The organism is Streptomyces rubellus (genome assembly GCF_036323805.1).
Classification (GTDB): Bacteria; Actinomycetota; Actinomycetes; order Streptomycetales; family Streptomycetaceae; genus Streptomyces.
Genome location: NZ_JAZDCX010000003.1, coordinates 320,045 through 335,424, shown reverse-complemented (window position 1 = coordinate 335,424; position 15,380 = coordinate 320,045). Strand labels below are relative to the sequence as shown.

General features: G+C 73.8%; 16 protein-coding genes. 10 read left to right on the top strand and 6 right to left on the bottom strand.

Annotation, left to right across the window (positions count from 1 at the left end):
• The first annotated feature begins 4 nt into the window (after positions 1–4).
• A complete protein-coding gene (nudC, locus tag V1L54_RS05570) occupies positions 5–940 on the top strand; it encodes an NAD(+) diphosphatase (protein ID WP_330116717.1) in 936 nt (311 codons plus the stop codon).
• A gap of 56 nt (positions 941–996) precedes the next feature.
• On the opposite strand, the gene V1L54_RS05565 is transcribed toward nudC, so the two are convergent.
• Complete coding sequence (locus V1L54_RS05565; protein WP_330116716.1) at positions 997–1,314, bottom strand: hypothetical protein; 318 nt, start codon at positions 1,312–1,314, stop codon at positions 997–999.
• Between the two features lie 159 nt (positions 1,315–1,473).
• Here V1L54_RS05565 and V1L54_RS05560 point away from each other — a divergent pair, with 159 nt between their 5' ends.
• Positions 1,474–2,280 (top strand): nucleotidyltransferase family protein, encoded by an 807-nt coding sequence (locus V1L54_RS05560; protein ID WP_330116715.1) that lies wholly within the window; start codon positions 1,474–1,476, stop codon positions 2,278–2,280.
• A 60-nt stretch (positions 2,281–2,340) separates the two neighbouring features.
• On the opposite strand, the gene V1L54_RS05555 is transcribed toward V1L54_RS05560, so the two are convergent.
• Entirely contained in the window at positions 2,341–2,583 is a 243-nt protein-coding gene (locus V1L54_RS05555) for a mycoredoxin (RefSeq protein WP_330116714.1), read from the bottom strand.
• A gap of 209 nt (positions 2,584–2,792) precedes the next feature.
• Between V1L54_RS05555 and V1L54_RS05550 the strand changes: the two genes are divergently transcribed.
• The 4 genes from V1L54_RS05550 (at position 2,793) to V1L54_RS05535 (ending at position 6,333) form a co-directional block, all read left to right on the top strand.
• Positions 2,793–5,003, top strand: coding sequence for an ATP-dependent DNA helicase UvrD2 (locus V1L54_RS05550; protein WP_330116713.1), 2,211 nt, complete (start codon positions 2,793–2,795; stop codon positions 5,001–5,003).
• 199 nt (positions 5,004–5,202) lie between these two features.
• On the top strand, positions 5,203–5,517 hold the full coding sequence (locus tag V1L54_RS05545; protein ID WP_330116712.1) for a hypothetical protein: 315 nt from the start codon (positions 5,203–5,205) through the stop codon (positions 5,515–5,517).
• A gap of 130 nt (positions 5,518–5,647) precedes the next feature.
• Positions 5,648–6,010 (top strand): WhiB family transcriptional regulator, encoded by a 363-nt coding sequence (locus V1L54_RS05540; RefSeq protein ID WP_330116711.1) that lies wholly within the window; start codon positions 5,648–5,650, stop codon positions 6,008–6,010.
• Positions 6,007–6,333 carry a putative WhiB-interacting protein gene (locus tag V1L54_RS05535; RefSeq protein WP_443076490.1) on the top strand — a complete coding sequence of 109 codons (327 nt, stop codon included), beginning with the start codon at positions 6,007–6,009 and terminating at the stop codon, positions 6,331–6,333. The genes V1L54_RS05540 and V1L54_RS05535 overlap by 4 nt, the downstream gene beginning before the upstream one ends.
• A 154-nt stretch (positions 6,334–6,487) precedes the next feature.
• Here V1L54_RS05535 and V1L54_RS05530 read toward each other — a convergent pair whose 3' ends face one another.
• A complete protein-coding gene (locus tag V1L54_RS05530) occupies positions 6,488–7,900 on the bottom strand; it encodes an ABC1 kinase family protein (protein ID WP_330116709.1) in 1,413 nt (470 codons plus the stop codon).
• 54 nt (positions 7,901–7,954) lie between these two features.
• Positions 7,955–9,136 carry a ThiF family adenylyltransferase gene (locus V1L54_RS05525; RefSeq protein ID WP_330116708.1) on the bottom strand — a complete coding sequence of 394 codons (1,182 nt, stop codon included), beginning with the start codon at positions 9,134–9,136 and terminating at the stop codon, positions 7,955–7,957.
• Positions 9,137–9,462: 326 nt separating this feature from the next.
• Between V1L54_RS05525 and V1L54_RS05520 the strand changes: the two genes are divergently transcribed.
• The 4 genes from V1L54_RS05520 (at position 9,463) to V1L54_RS05505 (ending at position 13,263) form a co-directional block, all read left to right on the top strand.
• Positions 9,463–10,074 carry a M48 metallopeptidase family protein gene (locus V1L54_RS05520; protein ID WP_443076488.1) on the top strand — a complete coding sequence of 204 codons (612 nt, stop codon included), beginning with the start codon at positions 9,463–9,465 and terminating at the stop codon, positions 10,072–10,074.
• Between the two features lie 69 nt (positions 10,075–10,143).
• The gene (locus V1L54_RS05515) at positions 10,144–11,778 is read left to right on the top strand and encodes a TerD family protein (protein ID WP_330116707.1); all 1,635 of its coding nucleotides are present in this window, start codon (positions 10,144–10,146) and stop codon (positions 11,776–11,778) included.
• Positions 11,779–11,789: 11 nt separating this feature from the next.
• On the top strand, positions 11,790–12,482 hold the full coding sequence (locus V1L54_RS05510) for an AIM24 family protein (RefSeq protein WP_330116706.1): 693 nt from the start codon (positions 11,790–11,792) through the stop codon (positions 12,480–12,482).
• A 16-nt stretch (positions 12,483–12,498) separates the two neighbouring features.
• Complete coding sequence (locus V1L54_RS05505; protein WP_330116705.1) at positions 12,499–13,263, top strand: AIM24 family protein; 765 nt, start codon at positions 12,499–12,501, stop codon at positions 13,261–13,263.
• Positions 13,264–13,309: 46 nt separating this feature from the next.
• On the opposite strand, the gene V1L54_RS05500 is transcribed toward V1L54_RS05505, so the two are convergent.
• Both V1L54_RS05500 and V1L54_RS05495 read right to left on the bottom strand, forming a co-directional pair.
• Positions 13,310–13,837 carry an NUDIX hydrolase gene (locus V1L54_RS05500; protein WP_330116704.1) on the bottom strand — a complete coding sequence of 176 codons (528 nt, stop codon included), beginning with the start codon at positions 13,835–13,837 and terminating at the stop codon, positions 13,310–13,312.
• On the bottom strand, positions 13,834–15,318 hold the full coding sequence (locus V1L54_RS05495) for a zinc-dependent metalloprotease (protein WP_330116703.1): 1,485 nt from the start codon (positions 15,316–15,318) through the stop codon (positions 13,834–13,836). Before V1L54_RS05495 ends, V1L54_RS05500 begins: the two co-directional genes overlap by 4 nt.
• Positions 15,319–15,380 lie beyond the last annotated feature (62 nt).

Below are 15,380 nucleotides of genomic sequence, written 5' to 3'. Positions count from 1 at the left end.
GGGTATGAGCACCACCCCGGCCGTTCGCGGACACCGCCCGATCGCGCTCACCGCCACCGGTGGCATCGACCGCGCCGCCCACCACCGGCTGGACGAGGCATGGCTCGCGGCGGCCTGGAGCCACCCGACGACCCGCTGCTTCGTGGTCTCCGGCGGGCAGGCGCTGGTCGAGGACACCGGGGACGGCCGCGCCGAACTGGTGACCATGCCGTCCTTCGACGCCCCCCTGACCGAGGCGCACCGGTACTTCCTCGGCATCGACGAGGAGGGCGTGCGCTACTTCGCGCTGCAGAAGGACGCGCTGCCGGGCCGGCTGGACGACGCGGCCCGTCCGGCGGGGCTGCGGGAGGCGGGCGCCCTGCTCTCCGAGCGGGACGCCCAGCTGCTGGTGCACGCGGTGGCCCTGGAGAACTGGCAGCGGATGCACCGCTTCTGCTCGCGCTGCGGCAAGCGCACGGTCATCGCCGCCGCCGGTCACATCCGCCGCTGCCCGGCCTGCGGCGGCGAGCACTACCCGCGCACCGATCCCGCAGTGATCATGCTGGTGAAGGCCCCCGACGGCCGGGTGCTGCTGGGCCGCCAGGTGCACTGGCCCAAGGGCCGCTTCTCCACGCTCGCCGGCTTCGTGGAGCCGGGGGAGTCCATCGAGCAGGCGGTCGTGCGGGAGGCGGGCGAGGAGGCCGGTGTCACGGTCGAGCGGGTGGAGTACGTCGCCAGCCAGCCGTGGCCCTTCCCCTCCAGCCTGATGCTGGGCTTCGTGGCGCACGCCGCCTCCACCGAGATACGGGTGGACGGCGACGAGATCGAGGAGGCCCGCTGGTTCTCCCGTGACGAGCTGCGCGCCGCGTTCGCCTCCGGCGAGGTGCTGCCGCCGTCGGGCGTCTCGATCGCGGCCCGGCTGATAGAGCTGTGGTACGGGGAGTCGCTGCCGGTGCGCTGACCGGGAGGACGGTCTCCCGCCGCCGGTCCGGTTCCGGCCCCGCGCCCGCCGCCCGCTCAGGGCTCCAGACCGCGCAGCGGCGCGGCGAACCCCCCGGTGAACTCCCGTCCGGCGCCGACGCGCCGGGCGTCCCGCGCGGTCGCGGCCAGCTGGGGGAACTCGGCCTCCGGCAGGTCGGGCACGGCCGCCGGGCTCCCGCCCGCCAGGGGCCCGAGGCGCTCCAGCCGGATCGCCCCGACGACGTGGCCGAGCAGGCCGCGCAGCACCACGACCCGGCGCTCCCCGCCGATTTCCTGACCGCCCCTCGGCGGCCGTGTCGTCGCCGGGTACGGCGAGCGTGTCTGCGGCCAGCGGCCGGCCGACGAACTGCTCACCCTGGCCTCCCGCTCCCGGCGGCCGTCCCCGGCGGAGGAGGGGCCGTGACGGCTCCCGGCCCGGTCCGCACCGGCTGAGCGGCCCCCTCGGTGTGGCACACTGCGCCGCACGGTGCCGGGGCACCGCCGGCACCCACCGGACGGAAGGGCCACGGGCAGATGGACGACCAGGTGTTCCTCGATCAGGTGGCCGACCGGCTCGCCGCGCTCCCCGGAGTCCGGGCCGTGACCCTCGGCGGCTCCCGTGCGCAGGGCGTCCACCGGCCGGACAGCGACTGGGACCTCGCGCTCTACTACCGGGGCGGCGCCGACCCCTTCGACCCCGCGGACCTGCGGGCGGTCGGCTGGCCCGGCGAGGTCTCGGAGCTCGGCGGCTGGGGCGGCGGGGTGTTCAACGGCGGTGCCTGGCTGACGGTCGACGGCCGCCGGGTGGATGTGCACTACCGGGATCTGGACGTGGTGGAGCACGAGATCACGGAGGCGGAGCGGGGCCGCTTCCGCATCGAGCCCCTGCTGTTCCACCTGGCCGGTATCCCCAGTTATCTGGTCGTCGGCGAGCTGGCCCTGAGCCGGGTGCTCCGCGGCGTGCTGCCCCGTCCGCCGTACCCCGAGGCGCTGCGCCGGGCTGCCGCGGGGCGGTGGCGGGACACCGCCCGGCTCACCCTGTCCTACGCCCGGTACGGCCACGCGCCGCACGGCCGGCTCACCGAGGTCGCCGGGACGCTGGCCACCGCGGCCGTCCAGGCGGGGCACGCGGTGCTCGCGGCCCGGGGCGAGTGGGTGACGAACGAGAAGCGGTTGCTGGAACGCGCCGGACTGCGCGGTGTGGACGGTGTCCTCGCGGGACTGGACACCGGTCCGGAGCGCCTGGCGGCGGCCGTCGGAGCCGTCGGGGCACTGGTGGAGGGGGTGCTCCAGGAGGAGTTCGGCAGGGCGTTCGGGGAGCGGCCCGGCGCGGCCGGCTGAGACGGACGTGCCCGGGGCGGCCCACCGCCTGCTCGCGGTGGGCCGCCCCGGGGGGTGGCGTCAGACGCCGATCTTCTGCCTGACCTGCGCGATCGACGGGTTGGGGAGGGCCGAGCCGTCGGGGAAGAGAACGGTCGGGACGAGCTGGTTGCCGTTGTTGACCTTCTCGACGAAAGCCGCGGCCTCCGGGTCGTGCTCGATGTTGACCTCGGTGTACGCGATTCCCTCGCGGTCCATCTGGCCCTTGAGCCGACGGCAGTAGCCGCACCAGGTGGTGCTGTACATCGTCACCGTTCCCGCCATGGGTTCTCGCGCTCCTTCGTCCTCGGTCGTCGGCCTTCTCCACTGATGTGGGCAACAGTGGAACGTCCGGCCGACCGGGACCATTCCCGGCCCGCCGTGTCCTTCCCGGCTCCCGCGGCTCCCGGGTCTCCCCGGGTTTCGTGTGACGAATCCGGACCGCCTGTGGACAACGGTTACGGGCTCCCGTACGGACCTGGCAGCATGGCGGGGTGACAGCAGCAACGCCCTCCACTCTGTTCCCATCGGTCCCCGACTCCCCGGACGCGGTGCTCGAAGGGCTCGATCCCGAGCAGCGCGAGGTGGCGACGGCGCTGCACGGTCCGGTGTGCGTGCTGGCGGGCGCCGGTACGGGCAAGACCCGGGCGATCACGCACCGGATCGCGTACGGGGTGCGCGCCGGGGTGCTCCCGCCCGCGAGCGTGCTGGCCGTCACCTTCACCAACCGCGCGGCGGGCGAGATGCGCGGGCGGCTGCGCCAGCTCGGCGCGGCCGGCGTCCAGGCCCGCACCTTCCACTCCGCGGCCCTGCGGCAGCTGCAGTACTTCTGGCCGAAGGCGGTCGGGGGCGAGCTGCCCCGGCTGCTGGAGCGCAAGGTCCAGCTCGTCGCGGAGGCCGCGGCCCGCTGCCGCATCCGGCTCGACCGCAACGAGCTGCGGGACGTGACGGGCGAGATCGAGTGGGCCAAGACCACCCAGACGGTGCCGGAGGACTACCCGGCCGCGGTGGCGAAGTCCTTCCGCGAGCCGCCCCGGGACCCGGCCGAGACCAGCGGGATCTACCGCCTCTACGAACAGCTCAAGCGCGAGCGCGCGGTGATCGACTTCGAGGACGTGCTGCTGCTGACGGTGGGCATCCTCCAGGACCGCCCCGACATCGCCGACACCGTGCGGGGGCAGTACCAGCACTTCGTCGTGGACGAGTACCAGGACGTCAGCCCGCTCCAGCAGCGGCTGCTGGAGCTGTGGCTGGGGGAGCGGGACACCATCTGCGTCGTCGGCGACGCCAGCCAGACGATCTACTCGTTCACCGGCGCCACCCCCGACCACCTGCTGAACTTCCGCGCCCGCCATCCCGACGCCACGGTGGTCAAGCTGGTGCGCGACTACCGCTCCACCCCGCAGGTGGTGTACCTGGCCAACGGGCTGCTGGCCCAGGCGAAGGGGCGGGCCGCCGAGCACCGGCTGGAGCTGGTCTCGCAGCACGAGGCCGGGCCCGAGCCCGTCTACACCGAATACGCCGACGAGCCCGCCGAGGCGGAGGGGGTGGCCCGCCGTGTCCGGGAGTTGCTGGACGCCGGGGTCGCGGCGAGCGAGATCGCGATCCTGTACCGGGTCAACGCCCAGTCCGAGGTCTACGAGCAGGCCCTCGCCGACGCGGGGGTGCCCTATCAGCTGCGGGGCGCCGAGCGGTTCTTCGAGCGGCCCGAGGTGCGGGAGGCCGGGCTCGCCCTGCGCGGCGCCGCGCGCGCCGGGAGCAACGACACGCTGCTGGCCGACGCCGTGGACCTGCCCTCCCAGGTGCGGGCGGTGCTCGGCGGCACGGGCTGGACGCCGCAGCCCCCGGCGGGCTCGGGCGCGGTGCGCGACCGCTGGGAGTCGCTGGCCGCCCTGGCCCGGCTCGCCGAGGACTTCGCCCGGGCCCGCCCGGCGGCGGCGCTGGGCGATTTCGTGGCGGAGCTGGACGAGCGGGCCAACGCCCAGCACGCCCCCACCGTCGAGGGCGTCACCCTCGCCTCGCTGCACGCCGCCAAGGGCCTGGAGTGGGACGCGGTCTTCCTGGTCGGGCTGACCGACGGCACGGTGCCGATCACCCACGCGAAGACGGACGAGCAGGTCGAGGAGGAACGCCGGCTGCTGTACGTCGGGGTCACCCGCGCCCGGCGGCATCTCTCCCTGTCCTGGGCGCTGTCCCGGTCGCCGGGCGGCCGCGGCAGCCGCCGTCCCAGCCGGTTCCTGAACGGCCTCCGTCCCGGCTCGCCGGCCGCCGGCGGGCGTGCGGGCGGTGGCGGGAGTGTCGAGGGCGGCGGCAGCCGGTCGCGCAGACGCCGCGGGCCGGTGCGGTGCCGGGTCTGCGGGCGCACTCTCATCGATCCGGGCGAGATGAAGCTGATGCGCTGCGAGGACTGCCCCTCCGATCTCGACGAGGAGCTGTACGAGCGGCTGCGCGAGTGGCGTTCGGAGCAGGCCCGGGAGCTCGGCCAGCCCGCGTACTGCGTCTTCACCGACAAGACGCTCATGGCGATCGCCGAGGCCGTGCCCGACAACGAGGCGGAGCTGGCGCGGATCTCCGGAGTGGGCGCGCGGAAGCTCCAGCGGTTCGGCGCCGAGGTGCTGGCCCTGTGCGCGGGTGAGGCGGTCGGGACGGACGGGGGAGAGGCCGGAGAGGGGTCCGAACCGGTCGCCGAACAACTGGACGAATAGGTTCCGGAATCTGTCACAGCGGCTGTTACGAAACCGCGGGAAAAATAGTTTGCGCGCGCGGTGCGAAGCCTCATAGCCTTCACGGGCACGGAAGAGGGGAGGTCTTCTCCCGCAACCGCTTCCATGCTGTACTTGCCCTTGAACATCCGGACCGGCACGTCCTGCCGGTTCCCGAAGACGCCGAGAGGAGGCGAGACCAATGGCCAGCATCACCAAGAGGGAACTGATCAGCCGTGAGGCCGTCGCCTCCTGCCTGCTCGGTTCCTGCCTGTCCGGCACCGGTGTCTCCGGTGTCGTGGCCGCCCGTCCGGTCTCCCTCGCGGTCCTTCCGACGATTCGTGAGTGTGTCGCAGGCGAGCGACCGACCCAGGCACCCGCGGTAGCGACGGTGGCACAGGCGGATGCCTATGCCTTTACCGGCGCGGCCAACGGTGCCGACAACGGACAGAAGCAGTCGCAGCACCACACGATGTGGGCCTTCCGTGGGCTCGAACCCTGGAGAGATCCAGCCTGATCGGCTGATCAGGTCGGCACCTTCCAGGGCCGCGGAACCCACACCGGGATCCGCGGCCCTTCTGTTTTCCCAAGTGACCCGGTCACCAGCCGGGTCGAAGAGACGACGCACAGACGAGGAACTCACCGCCGTGCACACCCAGACGCACGCCCCGTCCGTACAGCCCGACCCGATCAGCCCGCCCGAGACCACGGAGGACTCCTTGACCGCCCTCACCACGCTCACCGAGCTGGACGACGCCATCGAGCGTCTCGGTGTGGCCGTGCCCTGCCGCAGCTACGACCCGGAGGTCTTCTTCGCCGAGTCGCCCGCGGACGTGGAGTACGCCAAGTCCCTCTGCCAGACCTGCCCGCTGCGCGAGGCCTGCCTCGCCGGGGCCAAGGACCGCCGCGAGCCCTGGGGAGTCTGGGGCGGCGAGCTGTTCGTCCAGGGCGTCGTCGTGCCCCGCAAGCGGCCGCGTGGCCGTCCCCGCAAGAACCCGGTCACGGCATGAGGACCACCGGCACGATCGACCACCCTGCGACGCACGGTCCCGCGCTGCGTCCCCTCCGGAAAACGGAAACCACGATGACCCTTCACAACGAGAACCACGCGAGCATCCGGCCCGACGCGACCGCCGTCCCCCGCCAGAACAGGAACCGAGACATGCAACTCATCCCAGAAGCCATGGCCCGTGTCCATATACAGGAGCGGATGCGGGAGGCCCGGACCGAGCAGCTGAGCCACCGGGTGGTCATCGCCCGCCGCATGCAGCGCCGCGCCGAGCGGGCCTCCCTGCGGGCCCGCCGCGCGCTGGCCATGGCCGTCATGCAGTGAGCCGCGCGGTGGCCGGTCCGGCACTGCCGGGCCGGCCACCGGCGCAGGAGCACCGGGGAGCCGGGGCGGGGAACCGCCCCGGCTCCCCTTCTTCCCGCTTTCCCGGTGTCGTCCTTTCCGGGCCCCTGATCCTCCGTGAACCGCCGTGATCCGCCTACGCGGTGGTCTCCGTCATCTCCGCGCCGTCCTCCAGGTCGTCCATGCCGTCCAGGTCCGGGTCGGCGTCCTCCTCCGGCAGGAAGCCCGGCACCCACTCCTCCATCTCGTCACGCATCCGGACCTGCGCGCCGAGCTGGCACAGCACTCCGATCGTGCTGAGCGTCACCCGGTGGATCAGCAGGTACGAGGGCGGCAGGTTGAGCCGCTTGCCCAGCTGGTAGGCGGGGGAACGCGGATCGGCGATCCGGGTCGCCTGCTCCCGCATCCAGCCCCGGGAGAAGGTGAACTCCTCCACCTGCGCGGGTTCGATGATCGGCAGGAGGTAGTCCATCACCGCCTCCGGGTCCAGCTCGACCGTCGGCTTGACGAAGCCCTCGTCGCACAGCAGCTCGTAGACCGATGCCGCGTCGCCGTCGAGGGTCATCCGCAGCGCGGTGCCGATCGTCGGGGGCAGCCCCTCCGGCAGCCGGTCGACCGTGCCGAAGTCCATCACCCCCAGCCGCCACTCCTCCGGCGGGCCGTCGGGGGCGTCGTCGGTCAGCAGCCGGAAGTTCCCCGGGTGCGGGTCGGCGTGCAGCAGTCCGGTGCGGGCCGTACCCGAGAAGAGGAAGCGGGCCAGCAGCTGTCCGGCCCTGTCCCGCTCGGCCTGCCCGCCGTCCCTGATCACCTCGGACAGGGGGACTCCCGACAGCCACTCGGTGATCAGCACCTGGTCGCACTGGTACACCACCTCCGGCACCCGTACGTCCGGGTCACCGGCGAACTCCTCGGCGTACGCCTGCTGCGCCTGTGCCTCCAGGCCGTAGTCCAGCTCCTCGGTGACCCGGTCGCGCAGCTCCGAGATCAGGGGCTTGACATCCAGGCCCGGCACGAGCGGCCCCAGCAGCCGGGCGAAGCGCCCCAGTTGGTTCAGATCCGACACGAGCGCCTCGCCGGCGCCCGGGTACTGCACCTTCACCGCCACCGAACGCCCGTCGTGCCAGACGCCGCGGTGCACCTGGCCGATCGAGGCAGCCGCCGAGGGCTTGTCCTCGAACTCCTCGAACAGCTCCCGCCAGTCCTCACCCATCCGCTCGGCCAGCACGGCGTGCACGGTGGTCACGGGCATCGGCGGCGCCGCCTCCTGGAGTTTCGTCAGTGCCGCGCGGTACGGCCCGGCCACCTCCTCGGGGAGCGCCGACTCGAAGACCGACAGGGCCTGGCCGAACTTCATGGCCCCGCCCTTCAGCTCCCCGAGGACCTTGAACAGCTGCTCGGCGGTGCGCTGCTGCATCTCGTTCCCGACCAGTTCCGCGGAGTAACCGCCGATCCGCTTGCCCAGTCCCCAGGTCGCACGCCCCGCCATCCCCAGCGGCAGTGCGGCCAGCTTGGCGGTACGGGTGACGGCCTTGCGCGGAAGATCCGACATGTGCCCCTCCAACTTCCCGACAGCACGACCGAGTGGCAGCGCCGAGGACAGCGGTCATGGGGCCATTGTGGACCTCCGTGCCTCTTCCGCCGAGAGCGGGCGGCCACCCGGCGCGGAATCCGCGGCGGAAGCGGGCGCGGAAACAGCGGCGGACACGGGGGCGGACACGGAAGCGGACACGGAAGCCGCACCGCACGGGCACTCCGGGTGAGGCGGCACCGGCTCCGTCCCGGACCGCAGCCGGGGGAGCACCCAGAGCTGTCTGGAGTCCGCGACCCAGCTCTCGTCCCCGTCCAGGAAGTCCAGCGCGCAGCCGGCGGTGGCCCCCGCCACCACCGCCGACAGCGCCACATCGCAGGCGGGCACCCCCGAACTCCGTGCCGACCGCCACTGCGCCACCACCAGCGGCCAGGCGGGCTCCCGGTCGGCGCACCCGAGCATCAGGCACCCCGCGCACGCCGTGGCTCCCGGCAGCACCAGCGGGCCCACGAAGCCGGTGCCCTCCACCACTCCCGCGTACAGATGCGGCCGCCCGCCGCCGACCAGTTCCTCGGCCGCCGCCTGGTCCGGGGCGTAGGCGGCCAGCCCGTCGCGGGGCGCGATCACCACCAGGGCGATGCCCGGATCCGGTGCCGCGGGCCCCGGCCCGGCCCGCCGGGGCCCGGGAGCCGCCCGCCGCACCGCCCGGTCCGCGGCCGAGGCCCGCCGCCGGCCGCACTGGTCGGCCGCGATACCGCCCGGAGCGGTGTCCCAGGGCGCCACACAACCCCCGTCCACCACTTCGACCCGCCCCACCCCGGCCGCCGACAGCAGCGCCGCCACCGCCGCCCCGACCCGGCCCGCGCCGCGCACCTGCACCCGGGCCTCCGCCCGGGCCGCCAGCCGCCGCACCGCACCGCCCGGCTCCGGCCGGAGCACCGAGAGAGAACCCAGGTCCGGCCGGAGCCGGTCGTCCACCCGGGCCGCGTCCCGCCGGTGCGCGGTGGCGTCGTCCAGCAGCCCGGCGGCCGTGAGCCGGGCCGCCAGCCGGTCGGCCGTGTCCGCCGCCAGCCCCATCCCCTCCGCGGCCTGCCTGAGCTGCGGCAGACTGCGGGTGCCGTCGAACAGCTCCAGGAAGCCGCCGGTCGCGGTGTCCAGCGGGCCCAGCAGCACCGCGTGCGCGGGAGTCACCCCGTACCGCACGGTGTGCCGGTCCCGCCAGGCGCGCCGCAGCGCCGGTTTGATCATCGGATGCACTCGGACCCCCGGATCCAGTGGGAGGAACACCGGCGGGCGCCGGTGGGAGGCGCCCGCCGCTTGCCGGACGGGTCCCAGCATGCGGCTCCCCCGGTGACCGCCGCGGGGAGTTGTCCACACGCCGCGGCATCGGTCGTACTCGTCGTACCGGCGCTGTGCCGGTGCCGGTGCCGGTGCCGGTGACCGGTGCCGCGCCGGCGTGTGCCGCGGCGCGCGGACGTATCCCGCGCTCCGGGGACCGCGACACCGGCGCGTCCCTGGGGGCGTTTCCCCCTGATGCACCCGGAGGCGGGACTTCCGCCGATGTCAGCGGGTAACGTCGTGACGTGTCCGCCGATCCGCTGAACAGCCCCGAACCGTCGCACCACGGCCCCGGCCCCGTCCCGGGCGCGGTACCGGGCGCGGCGGGCCGGGAGCCGGGCGCGGTCGAGGTGCGCCGCAGCTCGCGCCGGCGGCGCACGGTCTCCGCGTACCGCGAGGGCGGCCGCACCGTCGTCCTCATCCCGGCCCGGATGTCCGAGGACGAGGAACGGCGCTGGGTGGGTGTGATGCTCGACAAGCTGGCCGCCCAGGAGAGCAGGCGGATGCTCGACGACGGCGAGCTGGCCGAGCGCGCCGTACGCCTGTCCCGGCAGTACCTCCAGGACCGCGCCCGTCCGGCCTCGGTCCGCTGGGTCACCAACCAGAACACCCGCTGGGGCTCGTGCACCCCCGCCGAGCGCAGCATCCGGCTGTCCCACCGCCTCCAGGGCATGCCGGAGTACGTCGTCGACTACGTCCTCCTGCACGAGCTGGCGCATCTGCTGGTCCCCGGCCACGGCCCGCGGTTCTGGCGGCTGCTGGACGCCTACCCGCGCACCGAGCGGGCCCGCGGCTTCCTGGAGGGCGTGGTCGCCGCCGAACGGCTGCCCAATCTTCCCTGTGACCAGGACGAGTGATACCGGGGGAGTACCGGTTAGCCTGGCGCGACGCAATTCACCGCTTCGGATGGGGGACGGTCGTTACGCATGGCCAGGGAATTCCAACGCGGCCACAAGGCCAGGATCAGCGATCTGACAGCCGGAACGGATCTGTACGTGGGCGTGCGGATCTCCGCGCCCGGGCTGACCTTCGACATCAGCTGCTTCGGCCTCGACGCCGACGAGCGGCTCTCCGACGACCGTTACTTCGTCTTCTTCAACCAGCCCAGGTCGCCGGAGGAGTCGATCCAGCTCCTGGGCGCGCAGGCGGGCGACACCGAGTCCTTCCGGGTGACGCTGGACCGCATCCCGGCGGACATCCGGAAGCTGTCCTTCACCGCCACGATCGACGGCGCGGGGCAGATGTCCCAGATCGACCCCGGCTACCTGCGGATCGTCGCGGGCGGTGAGGAGGTGGCGCGCTACGCGTTCGACGGGTCGGAGTTCACCACCGAGCGCGCCGTGATGCTCGGCGACTTCTACCTGAAGGACGTCTGGCGCTTCGCGGCCGTCGGACAGGGCTTCGACGGCGGTCTGGACGCGCTGCTGAAGCACTTCGGCGGCGAGGTCGCGGAGGAGCAGCCGGAGCCCCCGGCACCCGCCCCCGCCGCGGCGCCCGGATTCGCCCCGCCCGCGGGACCGGCACCCGGTTTCGCGCCCCCGGCGGCACCCGCCGCCCCGCAGCCCGCACCGGCACCGGTCCCGCAGGCGCCGCCGCCCGCTCCGGCCCCGCCCCCGGCTCCCGCGCCCGCCGCCCCGCCCTTCGGACAGCCCGCTCCGGCCCCGTACGGAGGCCCGCCGACCCAGCCGGGCCTCCCCGGCCAGACACCGCCGCCCGCACCGTCCGGCCCGCCCGTGCCCCCGCCTTCGCCCACCGCCCCCACGATGCCCGGCGCGCCCCTGCCCAACCCCTTCGGACAGCCGCAGTCCCCCCACCAGCACCAGCAGCAGCCCTTCGGGCAGGCCCCCGGCCACCCCGGGGGCCCGCCCGGCGGCTTCCCGCCGGTGCCCCAGGGCCCGGCGGCCGGGATCGGCGCCGCACTGGAGAAGTACCGCGAGACACCCACCGGCCGGCGCTGGACCCCGCAGAACTCCGCGCTGATCCGGGCCGACCTCGGTCTCGACGGCCAGGGGGTCCTCGCCCGCCAGGGCAGCATGGTGCTGTACCAGGGCAAGGTCGACTTCTCCTACAAGGGCGCCGGGTTCGCCGGCCGGATCGTCGGCAACGCCACCGGCCAGGAGATGCAGCTGATGCGCTGCACCGGCCGGGGCCAGGTGTTCTTCGCCGAGAACGCCGCCCACGTCCACCCCGTCGAGCTCCAGGGCGACGGCATCTGCGTCTCGGCCGACAACGTGCTCGCCTTCGACGAGGGCCTCCACTACGAGGTGCGCCGGATCGAGGGCCACGGCATCCCCGGCGGCGCCCTGTTCACCATGCAGTTCCAGGGCACCGGCACCGTCGTGGTCAAGACGCAGGGCACCCCGGTCGTCCTGCCCGTCACCCCGACCACCTTCGCGGACAGCCAGGCCGTCGTCGCCTGGTCCGCCGCCGCCCAGGTGATCATCTCCAGCCAGGTGCGGCTGCGCCGCAACGCCTACCCCGGACACAGCGGGGAGACCGTGAACCTCCAGTTCCGCGGCGCGCCCGGCAACTTCGTCGTCGTCCAGCCCTACGAGGTCTGAGGGAGCCCGTCATGAACCAACCAGTGATCCCGGAGATCTCGGGCTACGCCCCGACCCCGCCCGCCGCCCGGATGGAGAACCACGGCGCGCACATGGTGAAGATCGCCATGGCGAGCGGCCAGGACGTCTTCGCCCGCACCGGGTCGATGATCGCCTACGAGGGCTTCATCCAGTACGAGGCCAACCCCCCGGCCGTCCGCCAGGCGGCCTCCCAGTGGCTCACCGGCGAGGGCGCCCCGGTGATGAAGTGCAGCGGCGACGGTGTCCTCTACCTCGCCGACTACGGCGCCGACGTGGTCTGCCTCAACCTGAACAACGAGGCCCTCTCCGTCAACGGCACCAACCTCCTCGCCTTCGACGCCCATCTCCAGTGGGGTGTCGAGCGGGTCAAGGGGCTGGCGAAGCTCGCCGGCCAGGGCCTGTTCAACGTCGGCCTGTCCGGCACCGGCTGGGTCGCCCTCACCTCCCGCGGCACCCCCATCGTGGTGGACTGCGGGCGCGGCGAGGACGAGACCTGTGTCGACCCCGACGCCCTGGTCGCCTGGTCGAGCGGGCTGAAGATCAAGAGCAAGCGCACCATGAAGGCGAGCGCGCTGATCGGCCGCGGCAGCGGCGAGGCGTACCAGATCGCCTTCTCCGGCCAGGGCTTCGTCGTCGTACAGCCCAGCGAGGACAGCACCGACCGCCTGCGCGTGCGGGGCTGAGGGGGAAGGAAGAACCATGCAGAGTCCGCTCTTCGCGTACACCGAGGTCACCAGTCAGGAGCGCTACGCCCTGCAGAACCCGCAGCTGCTGCGGATCCGGCTCGGCGGCCAGGACGACGTGCTCGCCCGCAAGGGCGCGATGGTCGCCTACGAGGGCCTGCTGGAGTTCGACGGCGAATACCAGTCGCACGGGCGCCGCCGCAGGCAGTCGCGCGCCGGGGAGAACCTGGAGCTGATGCGCTGCTCCGGGCAGGGCACGGTCTACCTGGCCAACCTCGCCCAGTACGTCCACGTCATGGACGTGGACTCCGCCGAGGGCCTGACGGTCGACAGCTCCTACGTCCTGGCCCTGGACTCCGGTCTGAACTGGGAGGTGATCGCGGTGGACAGCCAGTTCGGCATCTCCGGCTCCGGCGCGTACAACCTCAACATCACCGGCCGCGGCAAGGTCGCCCTGATGACCTCCGGCCAGCCGCTGGCGCTCCAGGTCACCCCGGAGCGGTACGTCAGCGCCGACGCCGACGCGGTGGTGGCCTGGTCCAGCTCGCTGCGGGTGCAGATGCAGGCCCAGACCAGCTCGCAGAGCGTGTTCCGGCGGCGCGGCAACACCGGGGAGGGCTGGGAGCTGAGCTTCATGGGCCAGGGCTTCGCCCTCGTCCAGCCCAGCGAGCTGCTCCCCCCGCAGAACGCGATGACCGGCCAGGGCGTGCGGGCGCAGTACGGCGCGGGCCGGCAGGGCGCGGCCGGCCAGAACCCGGGCAACATCTTCACCAACCGGTAGGCCGGGCGGCACGGGCCGCGCCCGCGCGCCGAAGCCGCTCAGCGGCTCACAGCAGCGCGCGGGTGCGGTCCGCCAGCCGGACGACGGAGTCGTCCGCCACGTCCGCCACCTCGTTCCAGCCGAACCAGCGCAGCTCCAGCGACTCCTCGCTGACCGCTTCCAGGGCGCCCTCGGGCGCCAGGACGGCGTACTGCACGTCCAGATGCCAGGCGCAGGGCGTCAGATGCCGGTCGAGCCGCACCGGGCCGCCCGGCAGCGGGACGAGCCCGGTGATGCCCGACTCCTCGGTGGCCTCCCGCAGGGCGGCACCGGCGAGCGTGGTGTCGCCGGGCTCGCAGTGCCCGCCCGTCTGGAGCCACATCCGCAGCTTGCGGTGGAGCGTCAGCAGCACCCGCCCGCGGCGGGGGTCCACCACGAGGGCACTCGCCGTGAGGTGGCCGTCCGCACAGGACTTCCACATCCCGTCGGGGTGGGCGGCCAGATGGTCGCCGTACGCCAGCCGCAGCGTGTGCTGTGTGTCGTCCGGCGCGGGCCACTCCTTCAGGACCCGCGCCGCGTCCTCGTGCAGGCTCACCGGGCGCCGCCGCCGGTGCCGCTCCCGTCGTCCCCGCTCCCGTCGTCCGGTCCGTCTCCGCGGCCGTCCCCCCGCTCCCCGGCGGTCCCGCCGCCGTCCGGTCCGTCCCCGCCGTCCTTGCGCAGCAGCCCCTCCAGCTCCGAGAAGTCGAGCTGCTCGCGGTGGACGAAGCCGTCCGGATCGTCGAGGTCCTCGGCGGTCGGCAGCATGTCCGGGTGGGCCCACAGCCCGTCGCGGCCGTCCAGCCCGCGGGCGTCGGTGAGCGAGGCCCACAGCCGGGAGGCGTCGCGCAGCCGCCTCGGCCGCAGCTCCAGACCGATCAGGGTGGCGAAGGTCTGCTCGGCCGGACCGCCGGTGGCGCGGCGGCGGCGCAGCGTCTCGCGCAGTGCCGCCGCGGACGGCAGATGCGGCTCCGCGGCGGCGTGCACCACCGCGTCCACCCAGCCCTCGACGAGGGCGAGCGCCGTCTCCAGCCGGGCCAGGGCCGCCTTCTGCTCGGGGGTGTCCTGCGGCCGGAACATGCCCTCCTGCAGCGCCTCCTGCAGCTCCTCCGGGCGCGACGGGTCGAGCTGCCCGACGAGGTCCTCCAGCCGGGCGGTGTCCACCTTGATGCCCCGCGCGTACCCCTCGACCGCGCCGAACAGGTGCGAGCGCAGCCACGGCACATGGCCGAACAGCCGCTGGTGCGCCGTCTCGCGCAGCGCCAGGTACAGCCGCACCTCGTCCAGCGGAACGCCCAGGTCCTTGCCGAAGGCCGCGACGTTGAGAGGCAGCAGGGCGGCCTTCCCCGCCGGGCCCAGCGGCAGCCCGATGTCGGTGGAGCCGACCACCTCACCGGCCAGCACGCCCAGCGCCTGCCCGATCTGGGTGCCGAACATCGCGCCGCCCATGGAGCGCATCATGCCGAGCAGCGGGCCCGCCATGGCCTGCATCTCCTCGGGCAGCACACCGCCCATGGCCGCCCCGACCTGCTCGGCGACCGGGTCCACCAGCTCCTTCCAGACCGGCAGGGTGGCCTCCACCCACTCGGCGCGGCTCCAGGCGACCGCCGAGCCCGCCCCGGAGGGCAGCGAGGTCACCCCGTCCAGCCACAGGTCGGCCAGCCGTACGGCCTCCTCGACGGCCACCCGCTCCTGCGGGCCGACACTGGCGTCCTTGGTGCCGTCCGGGGTGCCCGCGGCGACGGTCTGCCGGGCGATGTCCTTGGCCATGTCCCAGTTGACCGGACCGCCCTCGTAGCTGAGCATCTGGCCCAGCCGCTGGAAGGCGGCGCCCAGGTCGTTCGGGTCGAAGCCGCCGGGTCCGCCGCCCAGCGAGCCGAACATCGCCGCGAGCGGGTTGTCGGCGCCGCCCTGGCCGCCGAACCCGAACGGGCCCGACCCCTGGCCGCCCTGATCGCCCTTGCCGCCCTTCTTCCGGCCGTCGTCGCCCTCCTCCGGCTCCTCGGGCGGAAGGCCGAATCCGAATGGGATGTCACTCACGGGGTTCCTCGGCTCTGCTGGTGGGATGGATGGGATGGACGGAGTGGAGCGGGACGGGTGGA